The sequence below is a fragment of the Nonomuraea sp. ZG12 genome, from assembly GCF_052068115.1.
GTDB lineage: Bacteria > Actinomycetota > Actinomycetes > Streptosporangiales > Streptosporangiaceae > Nonomuraea.
Genome location: NZ_JBQHCW010000027.1, coordinates 112164 through 126887 on the forward strand (window position 1 = coordinate 112164; position 14724 = coordinate 126887).

17 protein-coding genes and 1 pseudogene are annotated in these 14724 nt (G+C 67.2%); 8 read left to right on the forward strand and 10 right to left on the reverse strand.

Annotated features, from left to right (window positions below; genetic code table 11):
- Positions 1-9 precede the first annotated feature (9 nt).
- From ACTMTF_RS41595 to ACTMTF_RS41605, 3 genes are read left to right on the forward strand one after another with little or no spacing between them, the layout of a single operon-like run.
- Positions 10-1338, forward strand: coding sequence for an ABC transporter substrate-binding protein (locus tag ACTMTF_RS41595; RefSeq protein ID WP_441115615.1), 1329 nt, complete (start codon positions 10-12; stop codon positions 1336-1338).
- A gap of 33 nt (positions 1339-1371) precedes the next feature.
- Positions 1372-2325, forward strand: a complete 954-nt coding sequence (locus ACTMTF_RS41600; protein WP_441115616.1) for a carbohydrate ABC transporter permease — start codon at positions 1372-1374, stop codon at positions 2323-2325.
- Entirely contained in the window at positions 2322-3140 is an 819-nt protein-coding gene (locus tag ACTMTF_RS41605; RefSeq protein ID WP_441115617.1) for a carbohydrate ABC transporter permease, read from the forward strand. Before ACTMTF_RS41600 ends, ACTMTF_RS41605 begins: the two co-directional genes overlap by 4 nt.
- A gap of 119 nt (positions 3141-3259) precedes the next feature.
- Here ACTMTF_RS41605 and ACTMTF_RS41610 read toward each other — a convergent pair whose 3' ends face one another.
- Positions 3260-3457 carry a hypothetical protein gene (locus ACTMTF_RS41610; protein ID WP_441115618.1) on the reverse strand — a complete coding sequence of 66 codons (198 nt, stop codon included), beginning with the start codon at positions 3455-3457 and terminating at the stop codon, positions 3260-3262.
- A 32-nt stretch (positions 3458-3489) separates the two neighbouring features.
- Here ACTMTF_RS41610 and ACTMTF_RS41615 point away from each other — a divergent pair, with 32 nt between their 5' ends.
- The 3 genes and pseudogenes from ACTMTF_RS41615 to ACTMTF_RS41625 all read left to right on the forward strand — a co-directional run.
- Positions 3490-3828, forward strand: a complete 339-nt coding sequence (locus ACTMTF_RS41615) for an Ohr family peroxiredoxin (RefSeq protein ID WP_441115619.1) — start codon at positions 3490-3492, stop codon at positions 3826-3828.
- A gap of 157 nt (positions 3829-3985) precedes the next feature.
- A complete protein-coding gene (locus ACTMTF_RS41620) occupies positions 3986-5050 on the forward strand; it encodes an integrase core domain-containing protein (protein WP_441115620.1) in 1065 nt (354 codons plus the stop codon).
- A gap of 18 nt (positions 5051-5068) precedes the next feature.
- A pseudogene (locus ACTMTF_RS41625) lies at positions 5069-5263 on the forward strand (transposase); the annotation flags it as partial.
- 161 nt (positions 5264-5424) lie between these two features.
- Here the strand turns inward: ACTMTF_RS41625 and ACTMTF_RS41630 are convergent.
- The 6 genes from ACTMTF_RS41630 to ACTMTF_RS41655 form a co-directional block, all read right to left on the reverse strand.
- A complete protein-coding gene (locus ACTMTF_RS41630; RefSeq protein WP_441115621.1) occupies positions 5425-6057 on the reverse strand; it encodes a hypothetical protein in 633 nt (210 codons plus the stop codon).
- The gene (locus tag ACTMTF_RS41635) at positions 6054-6428 is read right to left on the reverse strand and encodes a hypothetical protein (protein WP_441115622.1); all 375 of its coding nucleotides are present in this window, start codon (positions 6426-6428) and stop codon (positions 6054-6056) included. Before ACTMTF_RS41635 ends, ACTMTF_RS41630 begins: the two co-directional genes overlap by 4 nt.
- On the reverse strand, positions 6425-7630 hold the full coding sequence (locus ACTMTF_RS41640) for a hypothetical protein (protein ID WP_441115623.1): 1206 nt from the start codon (positions 7628-7630) through the stop codon (positions 6425-6427). The genes ACTMTF_RS41635 and ACTMTF_RS41640 overlap by 4 nt, the downstream gene beginning before the upstream one ends.
- Positions 7627-8454: a M4 family metallopeptidase gene (locus ACTMTF_RS41645; protein ID WP_441115624.1), complete on the reverse strand. Its 828-nt coding sequence runs from the start codon at positions 8452-8454 to the stop codon at positions 7627-7629. Before ACTMTF_RS41645 ends, ACTMTF_RS41640 begins: the two co-directional genes overlap by 4 nt.
- Before the next feature lie 517 nt (positions 8455-8971).
- Positions 8972-9388 (reverse strand): endonuclease domain-containing protein, encoded by a 417-nt coding sequence (locus ACTMTF_RS41650; protein ID WP_441115625.1) that lies wholly within the window; start codon positions 9386-9388, stop codon positions 8972-8974.
- Positions 9389-9396: 8 nt separating this feature from the next.
- On the reverse strand, positions 9397-9552 hold the full coding sequence (locus tag ACTMTF_RS41655) for a hypothetical protein (RefSeq protein ID WP_441115626.1): 156 nt from the start codon (positions 9550-9552) through the stop codon (positions 9397-9399).
- A gap of 426 nt (positions 9553-9978) precedes the next feature.
- Between ACTMTF_RS41655 and ACTMTF_RS41660 the strand changes: the two genes are divergently transcribed.
- A complete protein-coding gene (locus tag ACTMTF_RS41660) occupies positions 9979-11040 on the forward strand; it encodes an integrase core domain-containing protein (protein ID WP_441115627.1) in 1062 nt (353 codons plus the stop codon).
- Between the two features lie 191 nt (positions 11041-11231).
- Here ACTMTF_RS41660 and ACTMTF_RS41665 read toward each other — a convergent pair whose 3' ends face one another.
- Positions 11232-12275 carry an ArsR/SmtB family transcription factor gene (locus ACTMTF_RS41665; protein WP_441115628.1) on the reverse strand — a complete coding sequence of 348 codons (1044 nt, stop codon included), beginning with the start codon at positions 12273-12275 and terminating at the stop codon, positions 11232-11234.
- A gap of 78 nt (positions 12276-12353) precedes the next feature.
- Between ACTMTF_RS41665 and ACTMTF_RS41670 the strand changes: the two genes are divergently transcribed.
- A complete protein-coding gene (locus tag ACTMTF_RS41670) occupies positions 12354-13175 on the forward strand; it encodes an SDR family NAD(P)-dependent oxidoreductase (protein WP_441115629.1) in 822 nt (273 codons plus the stop codon).
- Positions 13176-13275: 100 nt separating this feature from the next.
- Here the strand turns inward: ACTMTF_RS41670 and ACTMTF_RS41675 are convergent, their stop codons facing one another.
- Together ACTMTF_RS41675 and ACTMTF_RS41680 are read right to left on the reverse strand one after the other, a co-directional pair.
- Complete coding sequence (locus tag ACTMTF_RS41675; RefSeq protein WP_441115630.1) at positions 13276-13608, reverse strand: integrase core domain-containing protein; 333 nt, start codon at positions 13606-13608, stop codon at positions 13276-13278.
- Positions 13609-13874: 266 nt separating this feature from the next.
- Complete coding sequence (locus ACTMTF_RS41680) at positions 13875-14363, reverse strand: hypothetical protein (protein WP_441115631.1); 489 nt, start codon at positions 14361-14363, stop codon at positions 13875-13877.
- Positions 14364-14724: the final 361 nt, after the last annotated feature.

The window sequence follows — 14724 nt, forward strand, 5'->3', positions numbered from 1 at the left end:
AGATTGAAGATGATCAGTCGCATCGCACCATGGAGGACCCGCGGCCTGGCCGCCGCCCTCGTCCCGATGCTCACCCTGGCCGCCGCATGCAGCGGTGGCGAAGAGGGCGAAACGGCCGCCGTCGACGGCGGCACCAGCATCACCCTCTCGATGCAGGCCGGTCTGGTCCCGCAGTTCGAGAAGTACGCCGCGGCCTACGAGCAGGCCTTCCCGAAGCGGAAGGTGACGGTCGAGTCGTTGCCGGACGACGGCACCCAGTACATCCAGCAGCTCGTCACCGCCCGGCTCGGCGACAAGCTCCCCGACGTCCTGATGAACGTCGACTACGCGGCCAACCGGCTGGCAGCGGGCAACGTCACCATGGACCTGGCCCCGTGGCTCGGGGAAGGCAAGGACGGCCTGAAGGGCAGCGAGTTCCTCCCGCAGTTCGTCGGACAGTACCGGCCGATCACCAAGCCGGATCAGATCACCGGCCTGCCGGTGAGCGCCGACTCGGTCACGCTGTTCTACAACCGGACCGCCTTCAAGCGGGCAGGCGTGACCGAGCTGCCGAAGCCCACCTGGACGTGGGATGACATGTACCGGGTCGCGGCGGAGATCCAGAGCAAGTCAGGCGGAGACGTCGTCGGCCTGGCGCCGCCGCTCGCCACCGGCGGCCAGCCCCACATCTATACGCCCGTGATCAACGCCTACGGCGGCTATGTCTACGATGCGAAGACCAAGAAGTCGGGAATCGGCCAGCCGGAGGCGGTCAAGGCCTGGACGCAACTCATCAAGGCCTACGGCACCGCGTCGCCGGCGTACTCGGCCAACCCGGCCTCGCAGCCCAAGTTCGATGGCGGGCAGGTGGCGATGGCCTTCAGTGTCCGCGCCGGGGTGCCCACACTCAAGAGCCAGCTGAAGGACGACTGGGACGCCGAGGTCATGCCGACCATCAGCGGCAAGACCACCGTCGGCGGCGGCTCCTACGGCCTGTCCATCGCGCAGACCAGCAAGAACAAGGACGCCGCGTGGGCGTTCCTCGCGTGGTTCTACCGCAACGACGGCGGCATGAAGATCGCGCAGGAGGCCGGCCAGGTCGTCCCGCCGACCCTGGACGGCCTGGAGAACGGCATCTGGAAGGACCTGAAGGCACCGCCGTCCAACAACGCCGTCTTCGCCGACGCCGCCAAGAACGCCGTGCTGCCGACGCAACTGCCCGGCAAGGCCCAGGGCGTGCTCGACGAGCAGGTGCTCAAGGCGGTGCAGGAGGTCGTACTGAAGAAGCGGCCGGTGGCCGAGGCCTTCGCCGACGCGGAGAAGGCCGTCAACGAGGCGCTCGCGACGACCGGCGGGTGACGTCGGCGCGGGCACGGCCAAGGAGGAAGATCGATGATGGCGACAGTGACGAGTACAGCCGACGGCAGAGCGGTCGGCACGAGCCCTCCCGCACCCGGCCAGGATGGCAACAGACGCCGGCGACGGCGAGACGCGTGGGCCGCGACGGCGTTCGTGGCGCCGAGCATGCTCGCCTTCGGCGTGTTCGTCATCGTGCCCGCGCTCGCCGGGCTGGGCCTGAGCTTCTTCAGCTGGGACCTGTTCACCCCACCCGAATGGGTGGGCCTGGACAATCTCGCCCGCCTGTTCGGCGACAGCCGGATGTGGGGCTCGCTGTGGGTGACGCTGCTGTTCGTGCTCCTGGGAGTGGTTCCGACGATCGTGGTCGGCTTCGTGCTCGCCGTGCTGCTCAACACCAGGCTGCCGGGCGTCGAGGTGATCCGGGTGCTGTATCTGGCCCCGATGGTGGCGTCCTCGGCGGTCGCGGCGGTGCTGTGGGCGTACCTATACGACGGACGGACCGGCATCATCAACTCGATGCTGCGCTGGGTGGGCATCGACGGCCCTGCCTGGCTGTCCGACACCACCTGGGCGCTGCCCGCGCTGTCCCTCATGATGATCTGGTTGGCCCTGCCGCTGGTGATGCTGCTGTACCTGGCCGGGCTGCAACGCATTCCCGACGACATCTACGCCGCGGCGGCGCTGGACGGCGCCGGCTTGTGGCGGCGGTTGTGGAGCATCACCTGGCCCAACGTGGTGCAGACGACGGTGCTGGTGACCGTCCTGCAAGTGATCAACTTCGTCAGCGGCTCGTTCGAGACGGCGCTCATCATGACCGGCGGCGGCCCTCTCGACAGCACCCAGACCCTGGCCTTGTACGCCTACCGCACGGCGTTCGAGAAGGGCGAGATGGGCTACGCCAGCGCGCTCGCGCTCTTCCAACTCGTGCTCATCGGCGTCGCCGTGAGTCTGGTACGGCTCGCCGCGAAGCTCAGGAGTGCCACATGACCCTCCGGACCCTCGTCCGATACGCGACGCTGCTGCTGTGCGGGCTGCTCATGGCGGCGCCGCTGTTCTACCTGCTCTCGGCGTCTTTGATGTCGGCGCAGGACGCGCGTGCCTTCCCACCCCACCTGCTGCCGCCGAACGTCGTATGGCACAACTATGTAGAGGCCTACGAGTTCCTCTCCGCACGGGCCATCGTCAACTCGTTCGTCTTCAGCATCGGCATCGTCGCCGTGCAACTGGTGATCTCCATCCCGGCGGGCTTCGCTCTGGCGACGATCCCGTTTCGGTGGACGGGCCTGCTCCTCGGCGTGATCCTTGTGCCGATGTTCGTGCCCGCCAACATGACGCTGATCCCCCTCTACATCATCACCTATCAGCTCGGCCTGGTCGGAACCTACGCCGGCATGATCCTGCCAGTAGCGGGCCAGACGGCGTTCGCGATGCTGCTGTTCCGGCAGTTCTTCGCCGGGCTGCCGCCGGGCCTCATCGAGGCGGCCCGGCTGGACGGCGCGGGCTGGCCACGCGTCCTGACCCTGATCGCGCTGCCGCTGGCCAGGCCGGCGCTGGCCGCCTATTGCTCGATCAGCTTCCTGACCGCGTGGAACACCTACATCTGGCCGCAGGTCGTCGCGCCGGACCGCGAGCACCAGGTGATGACGGTCGCGCTCGCGCCCCTTGCCCAGGGGCAATACACCCTGATGTCGCCCAGCGTCGGCCTGGCGGCGGCAGTGATCAGCATGACGCCGGTGCTGATCATCTTCCTCGCGTTTCAGAAGTGGTACATCAAAGGCGTCGTCGGGACCGGGCTGGAGTAGTAGTGGACGAATGGCGGCAACGTGACAACCAGATCCGCCGGGGTTCGCAGTGCCGGCCGGTCTGGTCACATCACTTCGAGGCCAAGTCGGCGATCAGCTCGTTGAGGACGAGCTCCTCCTCAACTCGGCCATAGCTCGCCGTCACGAACGCCTTTGCCGCGCTGCCGCAGGCAGACGACGGAGGTGTGGCTCGTAGCGGCGATCGCATGGCCGTACGCCGAGGCGAAGGCCTTGGTCGCGCCGTAGCGGCAACACGGCCTGGCAGGCCACGACGGCTCGACGATCGTCGAGCCTGTGGGGTTCGAATATTCAGTCATCCCGTCTGACCTGTGGGTTTCGCTAGCTCTCCTTGGCGCTGCGGCTGCCCGAGGAAATGGGCGGCGACAACCCGGGCCCGAACCCGGAGCAACTCTTCGCCGCCGGATACGCCGCCTGCTTCCACGGCGCCCTCAGCATGCTGGCCCGGCGGCACCTCCTCGACCCCGAACACATCACGGTGGAGGCGACCGTCGCCTTCGGCCGTGATCCCGCTGACGGCGGCTACGAGCCGCACGCCGATCTCGTCGTGTCCTGGCCCGGAGTCGAGAGCGAGAAGGCCGCCCCGCTGCTCGCCCAGGCGACCGCGCTGTGCCCGTACGCGAAGATGACCAGGCAGGGCATCCCCGCCACCATCAGCCTCGCCTCTTAGGGCACCCCCGGCACGACAAAGTGGCGCCGTCCGAGAGAGGACGGCGCCACATGCAGGAGTTCAGCCGGTCTTCTTGAGCCTGTGGGTGCCCGAAACTCGGCCGTTGGGGCTGACCTGGGGTTTGGTGTTCCCGTTCTGGCGGGCATGATCGCTGTTCATGGCGCTGCGGTTGCTTTACCTGATCTTTGTCCGGCTTGCGGGTTGGTTGGTGTTGCTGGGTCGCTCGCATCGGTCGAAGGAAGCGGAGATCCTCGTCTTGCGTCATCAGGTCGCGGTGTTGCGTCGGCAGGTGGCAAGGCCTCGGCTGTCGTGGGCGGATCGGGCGGTGATCAGCGCGCTGGCGCGGCTGCTGTCTCCATCTGGTCGTCGGCGGTTGTTCGTGACGCCGGGCACGCTGTTGCGCTGGCACGCCGATCTGGTACGGCAGCGCTGGACGTTCAAGCGCCGGTACCAGGGGCGGCCTCCCACCCGTGCCTCCATCCGGACCTTGGCGCTTCGTCTGGCCCGGGAGAATCCGTTGTGGGGTTACCGGCGGATCGCTGGGGAACTCGCCGCTCTGGGTTACCGGGTGGGCGCCTCCACCGTGTGGCTCCTCTTGAAGAAGGCCGGCATCGACCCAGCGCCGCGACGCGCGGGACCGACCTGGAGTGAGTTCCTGCGTGCTCAAGCTGAGGGGATCTTGGCATGCGACTTCTTCCACTGCGACACCGTGCTGTTCAAGCGCCTGTATTGCCTGGTCGTCATGGAGATCAGCACCCGCCGGGTGCACGTCCTCGGCGTTACTGAGCACCCGACCGGGCCGTGGGTGGCGCAGCAGGCTAGGAACCTGATGATCGAGTTGGGGGACAGGGCGCAGGGGTTCAGGTTCCTCATCCGCGATCGGGATACCAAGTTCACCACGATGGTCGACGAAGTCTTCACGGCCGAGGGCATCCGCATTCTCAAGAGTCCGCCTCGCGCTCCGCGGGCCAACGCGTTCGTCGAACGCTGGATCGGTGGTCTGCGCCGAGAACTGCTCGATCGGATCCTCATCGTCAACGCCCGCCACTTACGGTGCGTGTTGGCTGCGTACGAAACCCACTTCAATGAGCATCGCCCACATCGCTCCCTGGGCCAGGCCGCCCCGCTGCGAGCCCTTCTCGACCCGGTCGAGGACGATATCAAGGTCATCCGACGTGACCGCCTCGGCGGGCTGATCCACGAATACGCGCAGGTCGCATGAGGCGGCCGAGTTCTTGGCACCCACATGCTCGCCCTGAACGGCCCCGCCCGCCGCTGGGAGCCCAAACGCCTGCGACTGCGCCTGTTCGCCGTCGCCGGGCGCCTGGTCCGCGGCGGCCGAAGACTCCGGCTCCGCATCGCCGCCCGATGGCCCTGGGCCACGCAGATCATCACCGCCGTCACCCGCCTGCAAGCCCTGCCCGCACCACCCTGACCAGCGCCAAACCACCCCACCAACCATGAAAGGACACCCCCGGGCCCGTGGAACCCCGCTCACCCGGCGCGACAGCCGGGCCACCACGCTGACCAGGAAGCGAAAATCACGCCTCAGCCAAATGCCTCAGCCGACCACACAAAGATCACGAAAGATCGAGGCTAGCAGCTCGTGACCGGGGCGAGTGACACCACGTCCCTGCTGGGCGTGCTGACCGACTGCTTGCCGACCCGGACCACGACTGTCGAGCCGTTGCCGTCGGCGAGCTTGCCACACAGTGTGTTCGCTGTGGTGACCAGCCGCACCAGGCCGCCCTCCTGGGCGCTGGTGCCCGGCACCCAAGTGATCACCACGGCGACAGCCAGCAGGCACACGGCGGTGACTGTCGAGACGAGGCCGGCGCGGATTTGCCAGGCGGTGCGTCTGATTGCACCAACCAGGGTGGCGGCGTCCGGCGCGCCGGTGCGGCGGTTGAGCCTGGGCAGCGGCCGACCGGCCACGCCCAGCAGCACCACCCCGGCGACAGCCGCGACTAATGCCAGGACCATAGCCACGCCGGTCGCCCAGCGGGCCGGGGCGGCCAGGGTCTCCAGGCTCTGTTGGCTCTTGACCGTGCCGACTACACTGATCAGTCCGAGGACAGCGACCTGCCCGGTCTGCCAGCCTCGCCCGGACTCGCGGGCCCGTTCCAGCTGCTCGGCGTAGCCACCCAGCTCGCGTTCCGCACGCAGCCGCTTGTTATAACCGGGCGGGCGCCGCACCACACCGGTGACGGTTCCTTCCTTACGGATCACCGCGGCACCTCGACAGTCAGCGACCATGACGCGCCGCACCCGGAGCCCGCCCCCGGCTGGCCCTCGTGCGGTTCTTCGCACTTGCACAGCAGGTCGGCCTCGTGCACGGTCACCTCCTCCAGCTCGCCTTCGTGCAGCAGCTCGTCGAGTTCGGCGAGGTAGGCCCGGTGAGCGGCCGAGCCGCGACCGCCGGGGCCGAAGCCGTCCAGGCGAAACAGCGGGTGGCCGTCAACGCTGGGATGGTGGCAGGCCGGGCACGGCCCTTCCACCTCGACCTCCAGCGCGTAGCGGCCGTCCGCGCCGAACTCGAACGCGGCGCGGTAGGCGTTCACGTCAATCTCGCCGTCCCACTCTGCCGGGGTGTATCTCACGAAAGTCGCTCCCATTCGATATCGGTGAGGAAGGGCAGGTAGACCGGTTCCGCGTGCCAGCCGACGATGAAGCGCCGCACGAATCCCACCGCTCGCTCGTCCGGCCTGGCCTTGATGGCCGCGGCCAGGGTGTCGAGACTTCCCTTTCTGCTGTGCCGTACGACTGCGCGCATGGCGTGGCCGAGCTCCTCCACTGACCACGATCCCGTGCCGTCGGCCCCGTCGAGCAGCGCAGACATCGCCCCGGCGGCCCGCCACCGCCTGCGCAGCGCCATGGTCAGCGCGCGGCCGGCAATCCGGTCGGCGGTGATCTCCAGCGCCTCCACGTCCGCGGCCTGCCGGTGCTCCAGCACGCCGATGATCGGCCGGACCTCGGATCTGCGGATGGCGATGCGCGGGTAATGCGGGCTGACGTAGGCCGAGTCGTAGCGTTCCAGCAGATCCAGAGCGGCCAGGGCGAGCAGGATCCCCGCCACGCCATGCGCCAGCGTGTCGGCGACTGGCTGCACCTCCTGCAGGGCGAACCGTCTGGCGAAGGACAGCAGGCCGTCGGCGCCGATCTCGTCGGCGACGACCTCCCGACGGTGATCGCGCTCCAGGCGCGGCATGGCCGCCCACCCCGGCACCCTCGCGGCCAGGACCTGGTCGGGCAGGTAGATGTGGGCGATCTCATGGGCCAGCACGAACCGCTCGGCCGTCTGTGCGAACGACTCGGCCACCCCGCTGTGGTAGGAGTTGGCGTCCCAGTACTGGCGGGTCCAGAACATCGGCGCCGTCGCCAGATCCAGCGCCTTCGCCACCCTACTGACCACGACGTGCTCGGGCACCGGCCCGGCCTCCTGGGAGCCCAGGGTGGAGCAGACATTGCGAATCCAGGCGAACAGCACGTTGACCATGTCGGAACTGAACCTGATTCTGGCGCCTCTGGGCAGTCGCAGGGTGTCGGCGTGCGCCTTGTGCAGCTGGTAGGAGTACTTGACCTTGATCTGCTCTACAGGCACCTGGTCGAGGCCGTGCCGCTCGGCCAGCGGGGGCGCGATGTGCTCGTACTGCTCTCTGAACAGCAGCTCGATGCCTCGAGCACGGACGTCGTCGACAACCATCGAGATGTGGTCCGCCTCGAACTGGCGCCGTTCCTCGACCGCGAGGGCGAAATCGGGATCGTCGAGCCTGCGCAGCCAGCTCGTGACGCGGCGGCTCACCACGTCACACCGACCGCTGACCAGGCCGCCGCCCCGTGGTCCGCCACGGCGCCGCCGTACAGCTCGCCGGCCACCTGGACGGTCAGGGCGGCGAACCCGGCGAAGCTCTGCCAAGCCGGGCCCGCCCGCTCGTCGGTCAACGTCGCATACCAGACGCGCCCGGCCGTCTCCCACGCGTAGCCTCCGAGCGCCCTGGCGAACCGGTAGAAGGCGTGGGCGGGCACGCCTGCCAGGACGGCCTCGTCGTCCGACGGTCCGACCATGGCGATTTGAGGGTCGTACGGTGACGCCGTCCCGGGCGCGGCGAGGCTGTACAGCGCCCCGCCGCCCGCCTCAGGACGCAGCAACCCCTGCCCCACCAGCCAGCTGCCGGCGGCGGCCGACTGGCGCAGGGTGAACTGCTCGGTGAGGCAGGCGAACACGTTCGCGCATCCCCTGCGCAGCGCGGCCGCCTCCACCGTGGTGTCGTCCAGCGGCAGGTGGTCGAGCACCCCCCGCGCGCCCAGAAAGTAGATCAACGAGGCGTTCGTGGCGAAGGAATGGAAGGCTCCCCCACCATCGCCAATGTAGGCGTGGTCGCCGTCCCAGTCGGCATTGGCATAGCCCTCGCCGACATGGACCACCGCGATCAGGGACGCGCCCGCGTCGTCGACCGAGTCGCGAAAGTGGCACAACCGCCAGAAGTCGTAGACCTCGCCAAACAGCGCGAACACACTGTCGACCGCGGGATCGCCGGCGGGCACCTCCCCTTCGGCCCGGACCACCACGGCTGCTGTGACGTCCAGCTCTCCCTTAGCGTCATACACCACCCGGTGCAACGGCATGGCCAGAGAGTGACCGAGGGGCACCCTCCCTGTCAACAAATGATCAGAGCAGCGGGCCGCGGCCAGGTCGATGGTGATGATCAAGTCTAACGAGCGGGCCCGTCAGGCACCGCGGTGACGTCCCCTGAACATGCGCCGTACGGCCTCGCGAGGCTCCGCAGGCGGCTCCTTGCCTTCGGCCAGGAGGAGGCGAAGTCGCTCGGCTGTGTTCATCTCCGCTCACACCGCGTGCAGGGCCTCGTCGCAGGGGATGTCGTGCTTGTCGTCCACCGGTCCATCCTCGCGCAACACGCTGATCGTGTACCGGGCGTCGCCGCAGGTTGGCGAACTACCTTTCCCGATCTTCGGGCTTGCCGTAGTCGAGGAAGGCCATGCCACCGTTGCAGGCGTTGCCGGTGTCCGCCTCGCGCCTTGCAGCCGCTCCGCCCTGATCACATACGCGGACGCACGGCGTGTCCACCGCAACGAAACGCTGTTTACCCCTTCGACGGCGCAGGAGTCGTTCGCCCGCGTACTGTTACCGGCCGGTGACAGGCGGACGGAAGCCGGTCCCGGTCCACGGGCATGGCCGCACGCCCAGCGGCTCGGCGCACTCGTAGGTACTCTTCGGCGGGTCGGCATGATCGCACGCGCAGTAGGCGCTCTCTGTCCAGCCGACAGCCCGGCAGTCGGGGCACTTGTGCCAGTGCGTGAGGTAGCCGGCCAGCGGGGCTCGCAGGTACGTCGGGGCGGGCGATGCGCCCCGGTCGACCGCCATCATCAGGCCGTTGCAGTAGTTGCACAGCACGCCGCGGATCCAGCCGTGCGCGTGACAGTGATCACGGACGCGCGGATGGTCAACCCCGCCGCAAACCTCGCATGGCTCCTGCGGCCGTCCGAGTCGGCGAAGTCGCTCGCGGTTGTACTGGACCGGCGCCGACTCATGCGCGTCCATCTCGCCCCCTATCCAGCGCGCTGGTGGCTCCCACCGGCTACCGCGATCGCCTGCCCTGCGATGGCCAACGCGGCGGCCAGGCGCTCGCGCTCGTCGTGGTCCAGGGCGTGCTCGCCGAGCTGGTGGGACAGCAGCATCAGGGGCGGCGAGGTGGGTGCAGGCATCGGCGGCGGCGTCGACCGGATCCTGGGCCGGGCGGCCCGCCGCCGGGGGAGCGAGACGGGTGATGGTCATGGCGTGACCGTACGACGTGCCCGGCAGCTTGACCGGGCGATCGGCCGAACTTGGGGTTCGACCGGAATACGGCCGAGACGCACCGCGGGCCACTGCCCGGTTGCCATAAGGGTGGATATCGAGCACGGCGACCTGCGGAAACCTAGACAGTCGCGGAATGATGCCCGACTTATCCATCAGTGTTCGAGCCGGAACGTCAGGCCCGCGACCAGGGCCGCCACGGAGGGTGGCCCTGGTCGCGGGCGTATTCCGGCCGTGCCCCTTGAGGATGGCGGCCCGCGTCGGCGTCGGTGCCGGACTGTGAGGTGCCAAAACTCGTCCGTGGCATCTGATCTGGCCTTCTATCCTCGGCACACGTGTTCCTACGCCTGCTGTATCTGCTGATGGTCCGGTTGTTCGGCTGGTTGACCCTACGCGCGCGGGGCGATACCTCCAAGGAGGTGGAGATCCTGGTGCTGCGTCATGAGGTCGCCGTCCTGCGTCGTCAGGTCGCCCGGCCGCGACCGGACTGGGCCGACCGGGCACTGCTGGCCGCACTGGCACGACTGCTGCCCACGCGGCTTCGTCTTCATCGGATCGTGACGCCGGGGACCTTGTTGGCCTGGCACCGCCGCCTGGTCAGCCAACGCTGGACGTACCCGAACACGGCCGGACGTCCACCGATATCGGACGAGCTACGTGATCTGGTGGTCCGGCTGGCCAGAGAGAATCCCCGATGGGGGCACCGGCGGATCCGGGGTGAACTGCTCGGCCTCGGCCATCGGATCGGCGAAGGCACCATCCGCCGAATCCTCGTCGCGGCCGGCCTGGGCCCAGCGCCACGTCAGACCTCACCGACCTGGCGACAGTTTCTCGCCTCGCAAGCCTCCGGCATCTTGGCGTGCGACTTCATGCACGTCGACACCGTGTTCCTCAAGCGCCTGTACGTCTTGTTCGTCATGCAGATCGAGACACGCCGCGTGCACCTGCTGGGCGTCACCTGCAACCCAACGGGCGCATGGACCACCCAACGAGCCCGGAACCTGCTGATGGACCTGGGTGAACGCGTAGGCGCCTTCCGCTTTCTCATCCGGGACCGTGACGGCAAGTTCCCCCGCTCGTTCGATGAGGTGTTCACCTCCAATGGCGTGAGGGTCATCAAGACGCCCGTCCGGTCACCACGGGCAAACGCGTTCGCCGAACGGTTCGTGGGAACAGTACGCCGTGAGTGCATCGATCACCTGCTCATCCATGGCGAGCGGCACCTGCGCAAGGTCCTGACCGAGTACGAGCACCATTTCAACCATCATCGCCCACATCAGGGCCGTTCCCTCCGCCCACCGTTGCACGACCCCGGCCAGATGATCGACATGACCTCCCGGATCCACCGCCGAAGGACCGTCACAGGACTGATCAATGAGTACCACAGAGCAGCCTGATCATCCGGCAAACGCCCAGCTCAGTAGCAGTATCCGCGTTTTGGCACCGCACACCTATTATTGAGACCCATAGGGGTGCCTTGTGCGTGGACGGCATCAACTCGGTGATTCCGCCGTACGTGCGAATCCTCATCCAGCGCGACCAGGCGTCCGCCGGCGCCGCATCGGACAAACGCTCGAGACATCCGAGCTCAGCGCGTCGCTGAAGGATCGTTATCACTCCGTTGAATCGTCCTGCCATTGAGCAACATGGTGCCGAGGGGTGTGAGGGTGTGGAGGACGGTGTTGCGGTGACGACTGGTGGCGATCAGACCGGCCTCCCGTAGTACAGTGGCGTGCTGACTGGCGCTGGCCGAAGAGATGCCCAGGTGGCGGGCGATCTGGCCGGTGCCACGGCCTTCGGCGATGGCTTCCAACACCGCGGCCCTCGTCGGGCCGAGCAGTGCGGCCAGCCGACGATGGGCCGGCCCTTGCGGCGACGTCCATAGGGCCAGCGCCGTACCGGGATCGGGAGACGTGGGCAGCACCATGGCCAAGGGGCTGTGCTGATCGGCGGGGATCAGCATGCTCAGGTCGCGGGAGAACACCGACACGAAGATGTCCAGGCCGCGTCCGCCCAGGTGAACGTCCCGTTCCTGCCTAGGTAACGGGACATCGAGGTAGGGCGGCCGCCACCGGCAGCGCGTCCGCTGTTGCTCCAACAGGCCGGAGAGGCCGTCCGTGGCCAGCCGCATGGCGGCATGAACCGTTTCGACCTGGAGGTGAGTGTGAATCCGGTCCCAGTGCGGCGCCACGGTCGCCTGGTGGCAGGCGCATACCGCCGCCATCAGCGCGAGGCGTGCCTGGCGGTCGTTGTCGGCAAGCCCTCGTACGGGCGCGGGAAGGATGTGCCGGTTCGGCAGCGTTTCGAGTGCCTCGCGCACCCAATGGTCCGGCGCCGTCCGCACCGCCTCCAGGGCCTCGTCGATGTCGGACGTGTGCCCGGCCAGGGCCGCCAGATCGAAGGGGATCCGGCTGGCGGGAGTGAGGAACCGCATGACGCACGCGCCGGCCGGGCTCAGCCTCCGGAGCGAGTGGCGTCGCCATTCACCCTGGACCGCCCCACTGTCAGGCCGGTGCAGCGCGCACATGGCGAACATGGTCTCCGCCAGGGGACCCAGCGGCCCGCGTACGCGGACATTCGCCAGGTCGTCGCTGCTCAGGTGGAAGCGTACGTCTCCCGCTGCTTGGCGCATACTTCATCCTACGAGGAGTTTTTCGGGCAGGCCTGAAAAACGTTGCTCCCTTATTGGGTGTCCTGTATAGGTCAGTACGTGAATGTCGATCAGGATCAGATGGTAGCCCTCGTCGTAGGTGCCTCGTCGGGGGTGGGTCGCGCGACTGCCGAGGCTCTGGCGAAAAGAGGCCACGCCGTATTCGGCTCGAGCCGTACGCGGCTTCGCGTGAACAGCCCGGGTATTACCCCGGTCGAGCTCGAGGTCGGCAGCGAGCAGTCTGTCAATTCGGCCATTGAGCACGTCCTGAAGTCGACGAACCGCATTGATGTGGTCATCTACAGCGCGGGCGCTTATGTGGCGGGCGCTGTGGAGGAAACGTCGGACGAGCTCGCCATCGCTCAATTGGAGGCCTATTTCATTGGAGTCCACCGCGTGGTACGCGCGATCCTGGCGACCATGCGCGAACAAGGCAGGGGGCGGCTGGTTCTGATGAGCTCCAGCGCCGCCGTCGCCGCCATTCCCTTCCACGCCCTCTATTCCGCGAGCAAGGCCGCCCTCAATCACTACGCTGACGCATTACGCTACGAGGTCGAGCCCTTTGGTATAGAAGTGACGTGTATAGAGGCCACCAGCGTGCGCACGGGGGCGGTGGATACCATGAGCACGGACAAGCCGATCCGCGCCTACGAACCCAGGCGAACGCGGGTCATCGACCGCTTCCGGCAACTCCAGCTCGACGGCCACTCACCTGAACCTCTCGCCCAGGCGATAGTGCACGCCGTCGAATCTCGGAAGATGCGCCACGTCTATCGTGTCGGACCGCGGGCTCGGCTGCTGCCAGTATTGCGTTCCATCCTTCCCGGATCTGTATTCCGTCGACTCTACGGTGGATTTTTCGGTTTATCGCGGGCTCGGTGAACCCAGGAGGTGCTGGCGCCAGCCGCCGGCGATTCGCCGCCGAAGCCTGGCCCGGTGCGCCGCCGGACCCTGCGCCTGCCGAAAACTTCGTCCATGCAGTTCAAGCGGCATGTGAGTATTCGTGGAGGACTCCGCCGAGCCGGTCTCGACGGCGTACGTCGAGGTTGACGATTGTGCCGAGATCGGCGATGGGATCCGGGACGACGCGTGGCGGAGCCGCCTGAGCTAAGGCTTGGTGAGCTCGGTGTTCGTTGTAGAACTCCTCATATTCGCGCAGGGCATGTCGTAGGTGGCGTTCGTTCCAGAGCAGGCAGCGGTCGAGGAGTTCGTGGCGACAGGACTGTACCCAGCGCTCCATGATCGAGTTCATGCGGGATATGCGGACGCCGGTCAGCACTGTTTGGATACCGGCGTCGGTGAGGATCTCCTTCATAAGAGCTGGGAACTTCCCGTCCCGAGCGGAGCAGATAGCGCGCTCGGCAGTCAACGTCCTGCAGGTCTATCACGAGGTTCTTGAACGCCTGGACGACCCAGGTCGCGGTCGGTGGGCGATGGTGCCCAGCACGCGAATGCGCCTGGTGGCGTGCTCGATGACGGCCAGAATGTACTGGCGCTGCCCGTTCAAGGCGACGGTCTCGATAAAATCGCAGTGCGTCGGCTTGGGAGCGCAGGAAGTCCGCCCAGGTGATCGATGCTCGCTCAGGGGACGGATCTACGTCTTCCTGCTTGAGGATCTCCCAGACGGTGGAGGCGCGACCGTGATGCCGAGGTGGCCAGTTCGCCGTGCACTCGACTGTAACCCCATGAAGGCTCCTCCCGGACCAGACGCAGGATGAGCACGCGGATGGAGCGCACGGTGGGCGGACGTCCAGGCCTATTGTTCTGACACGTGCGGGCATGACGCTGCTTCAATAGATCGCGGTGCCAGCGCAGGACGGTCTCTGGACACACGAGGAGCCGTAGTCGGCGCAGGACCTCGCGGGGCAGCGATGTCAGGAGCGCGGCGAGGAAGGCTCGATCCTCGGGAGCGAATTTCACCTTGATGTCGGCGCCGAGTTGCCGTTCGAGAACGGTGATTTGGTGGCGCAGGGCAAGGATCTCGACGTCCTTGTCCCGATCTCCCAGCGGTAGCAGCCGCAGCGCGGCAAAAGCGTTCGTGACGGTCAGGTAGGCCAGGCGGAGAAGCACAAGTGATCATTTTGCCGCGATCGGTTCTTCCTAGAGCCGAAATGAGTGCACGCCAGGAGAGGGCTAGGCAAGCAGCATGACCTGTACGGATGGCATTATCGGCAGGCGCACTGTTGTCGATTGCGTGGCCTTGACCATTCGATTTGTCCCGTAAATGTGTGTACGGGTTTGATTTCAAGCTGCGGGTCGAAGGACGGCCGCCACCCTCGTCGCCAGGAGCGCAGCACTCGTGGCAGACGGAGTTGCGATGCTCAGCCGTCCGTGAGGACGGCTGCCACTGAGGCTGAACCGCGCCGGGTCTGATGGAGACTTGATTCCTTGAGAGGATCGAGTCATGGCACGTCCGTCCCCCTACCCTCCC

Excerpts from the sequence above, each read along its gene's own strand:
- ACTMTF_RS41675 (WP_441115630.1), bottom strand. The coding sequence starts at position 13,608 with ATGAAGGAGATCCTCACCGACGCCGGTATCCAAACAGTGCTGACCGGC.
- ACTMTF_RS41620 (WP_441115620.1), top strand. The coding sequence starts at position 3,986 with ATGGCGCTGCGGTTGCTTTACCTGATCTTTGTCCGGCTTGCGGGTTGG.
- ACTMTF_RS41665 (WP_441115628.1), bottom strand. The coding sequence starts at position 12,275 with ATGCGCCAAGCAGCGGGAGACGTACGCTTCCACCTGAGCAGCGACGAC.
- ACTMTF_RS41605 (WP_441115617.1), top strand. The coding sequence starts at position 2,322 with ATGACCCTCCGGACCCTCGTCCGATACGCGACGCTGCTGCTGTGCGGG.
- ACTMTF_RS41600 (WP_441115616.1), top strand. The coding sequence starts at position 1,372 with ATGATGGCGACAGTGACGAGTACAGCCGACGGCAGAGCGGTCGGCACG.
- ACTMTF_RS41655 (WP_441115626.1), bottom strand. The coding sequence starts at position 9,552 with ATGCCTGCACCCACCTCGCCGCCCCTGATGCTGCTGTCCCACCAGCTC.
- ACTMTF_RS41610 (WP_441115618.1), bottom strand. The coding sequence starts at position 3,457 with ATGACTGAATATTCGAACCCCACAGGCTCGACGATCGTCGAGCCGTCG.
- ACTMTF_RS41645 (WP_441115624.1), bottom strand. The coding sequence starts at position 8,454 with ATGCCGTTGCACCGGGTGGTGTATGACGCTAAGGGAGAGCTGGACGTC.
- ACTMTF_RS41650 (WP_441115625.1), bottom strand. The coding sequence starts at position 9,388 with ATGGACGCGCATGAGTCGGCGCCGGTCCAGTACAACCGCGAGCGACTT.
- ACTMTF_RS41595 (WP_441115615.1), top strand. The coding sequence starts at position 10 with ATGATCAGTCGCATCGCACCATGGAGGACCCGCGGCCTGGCCGCCGCC.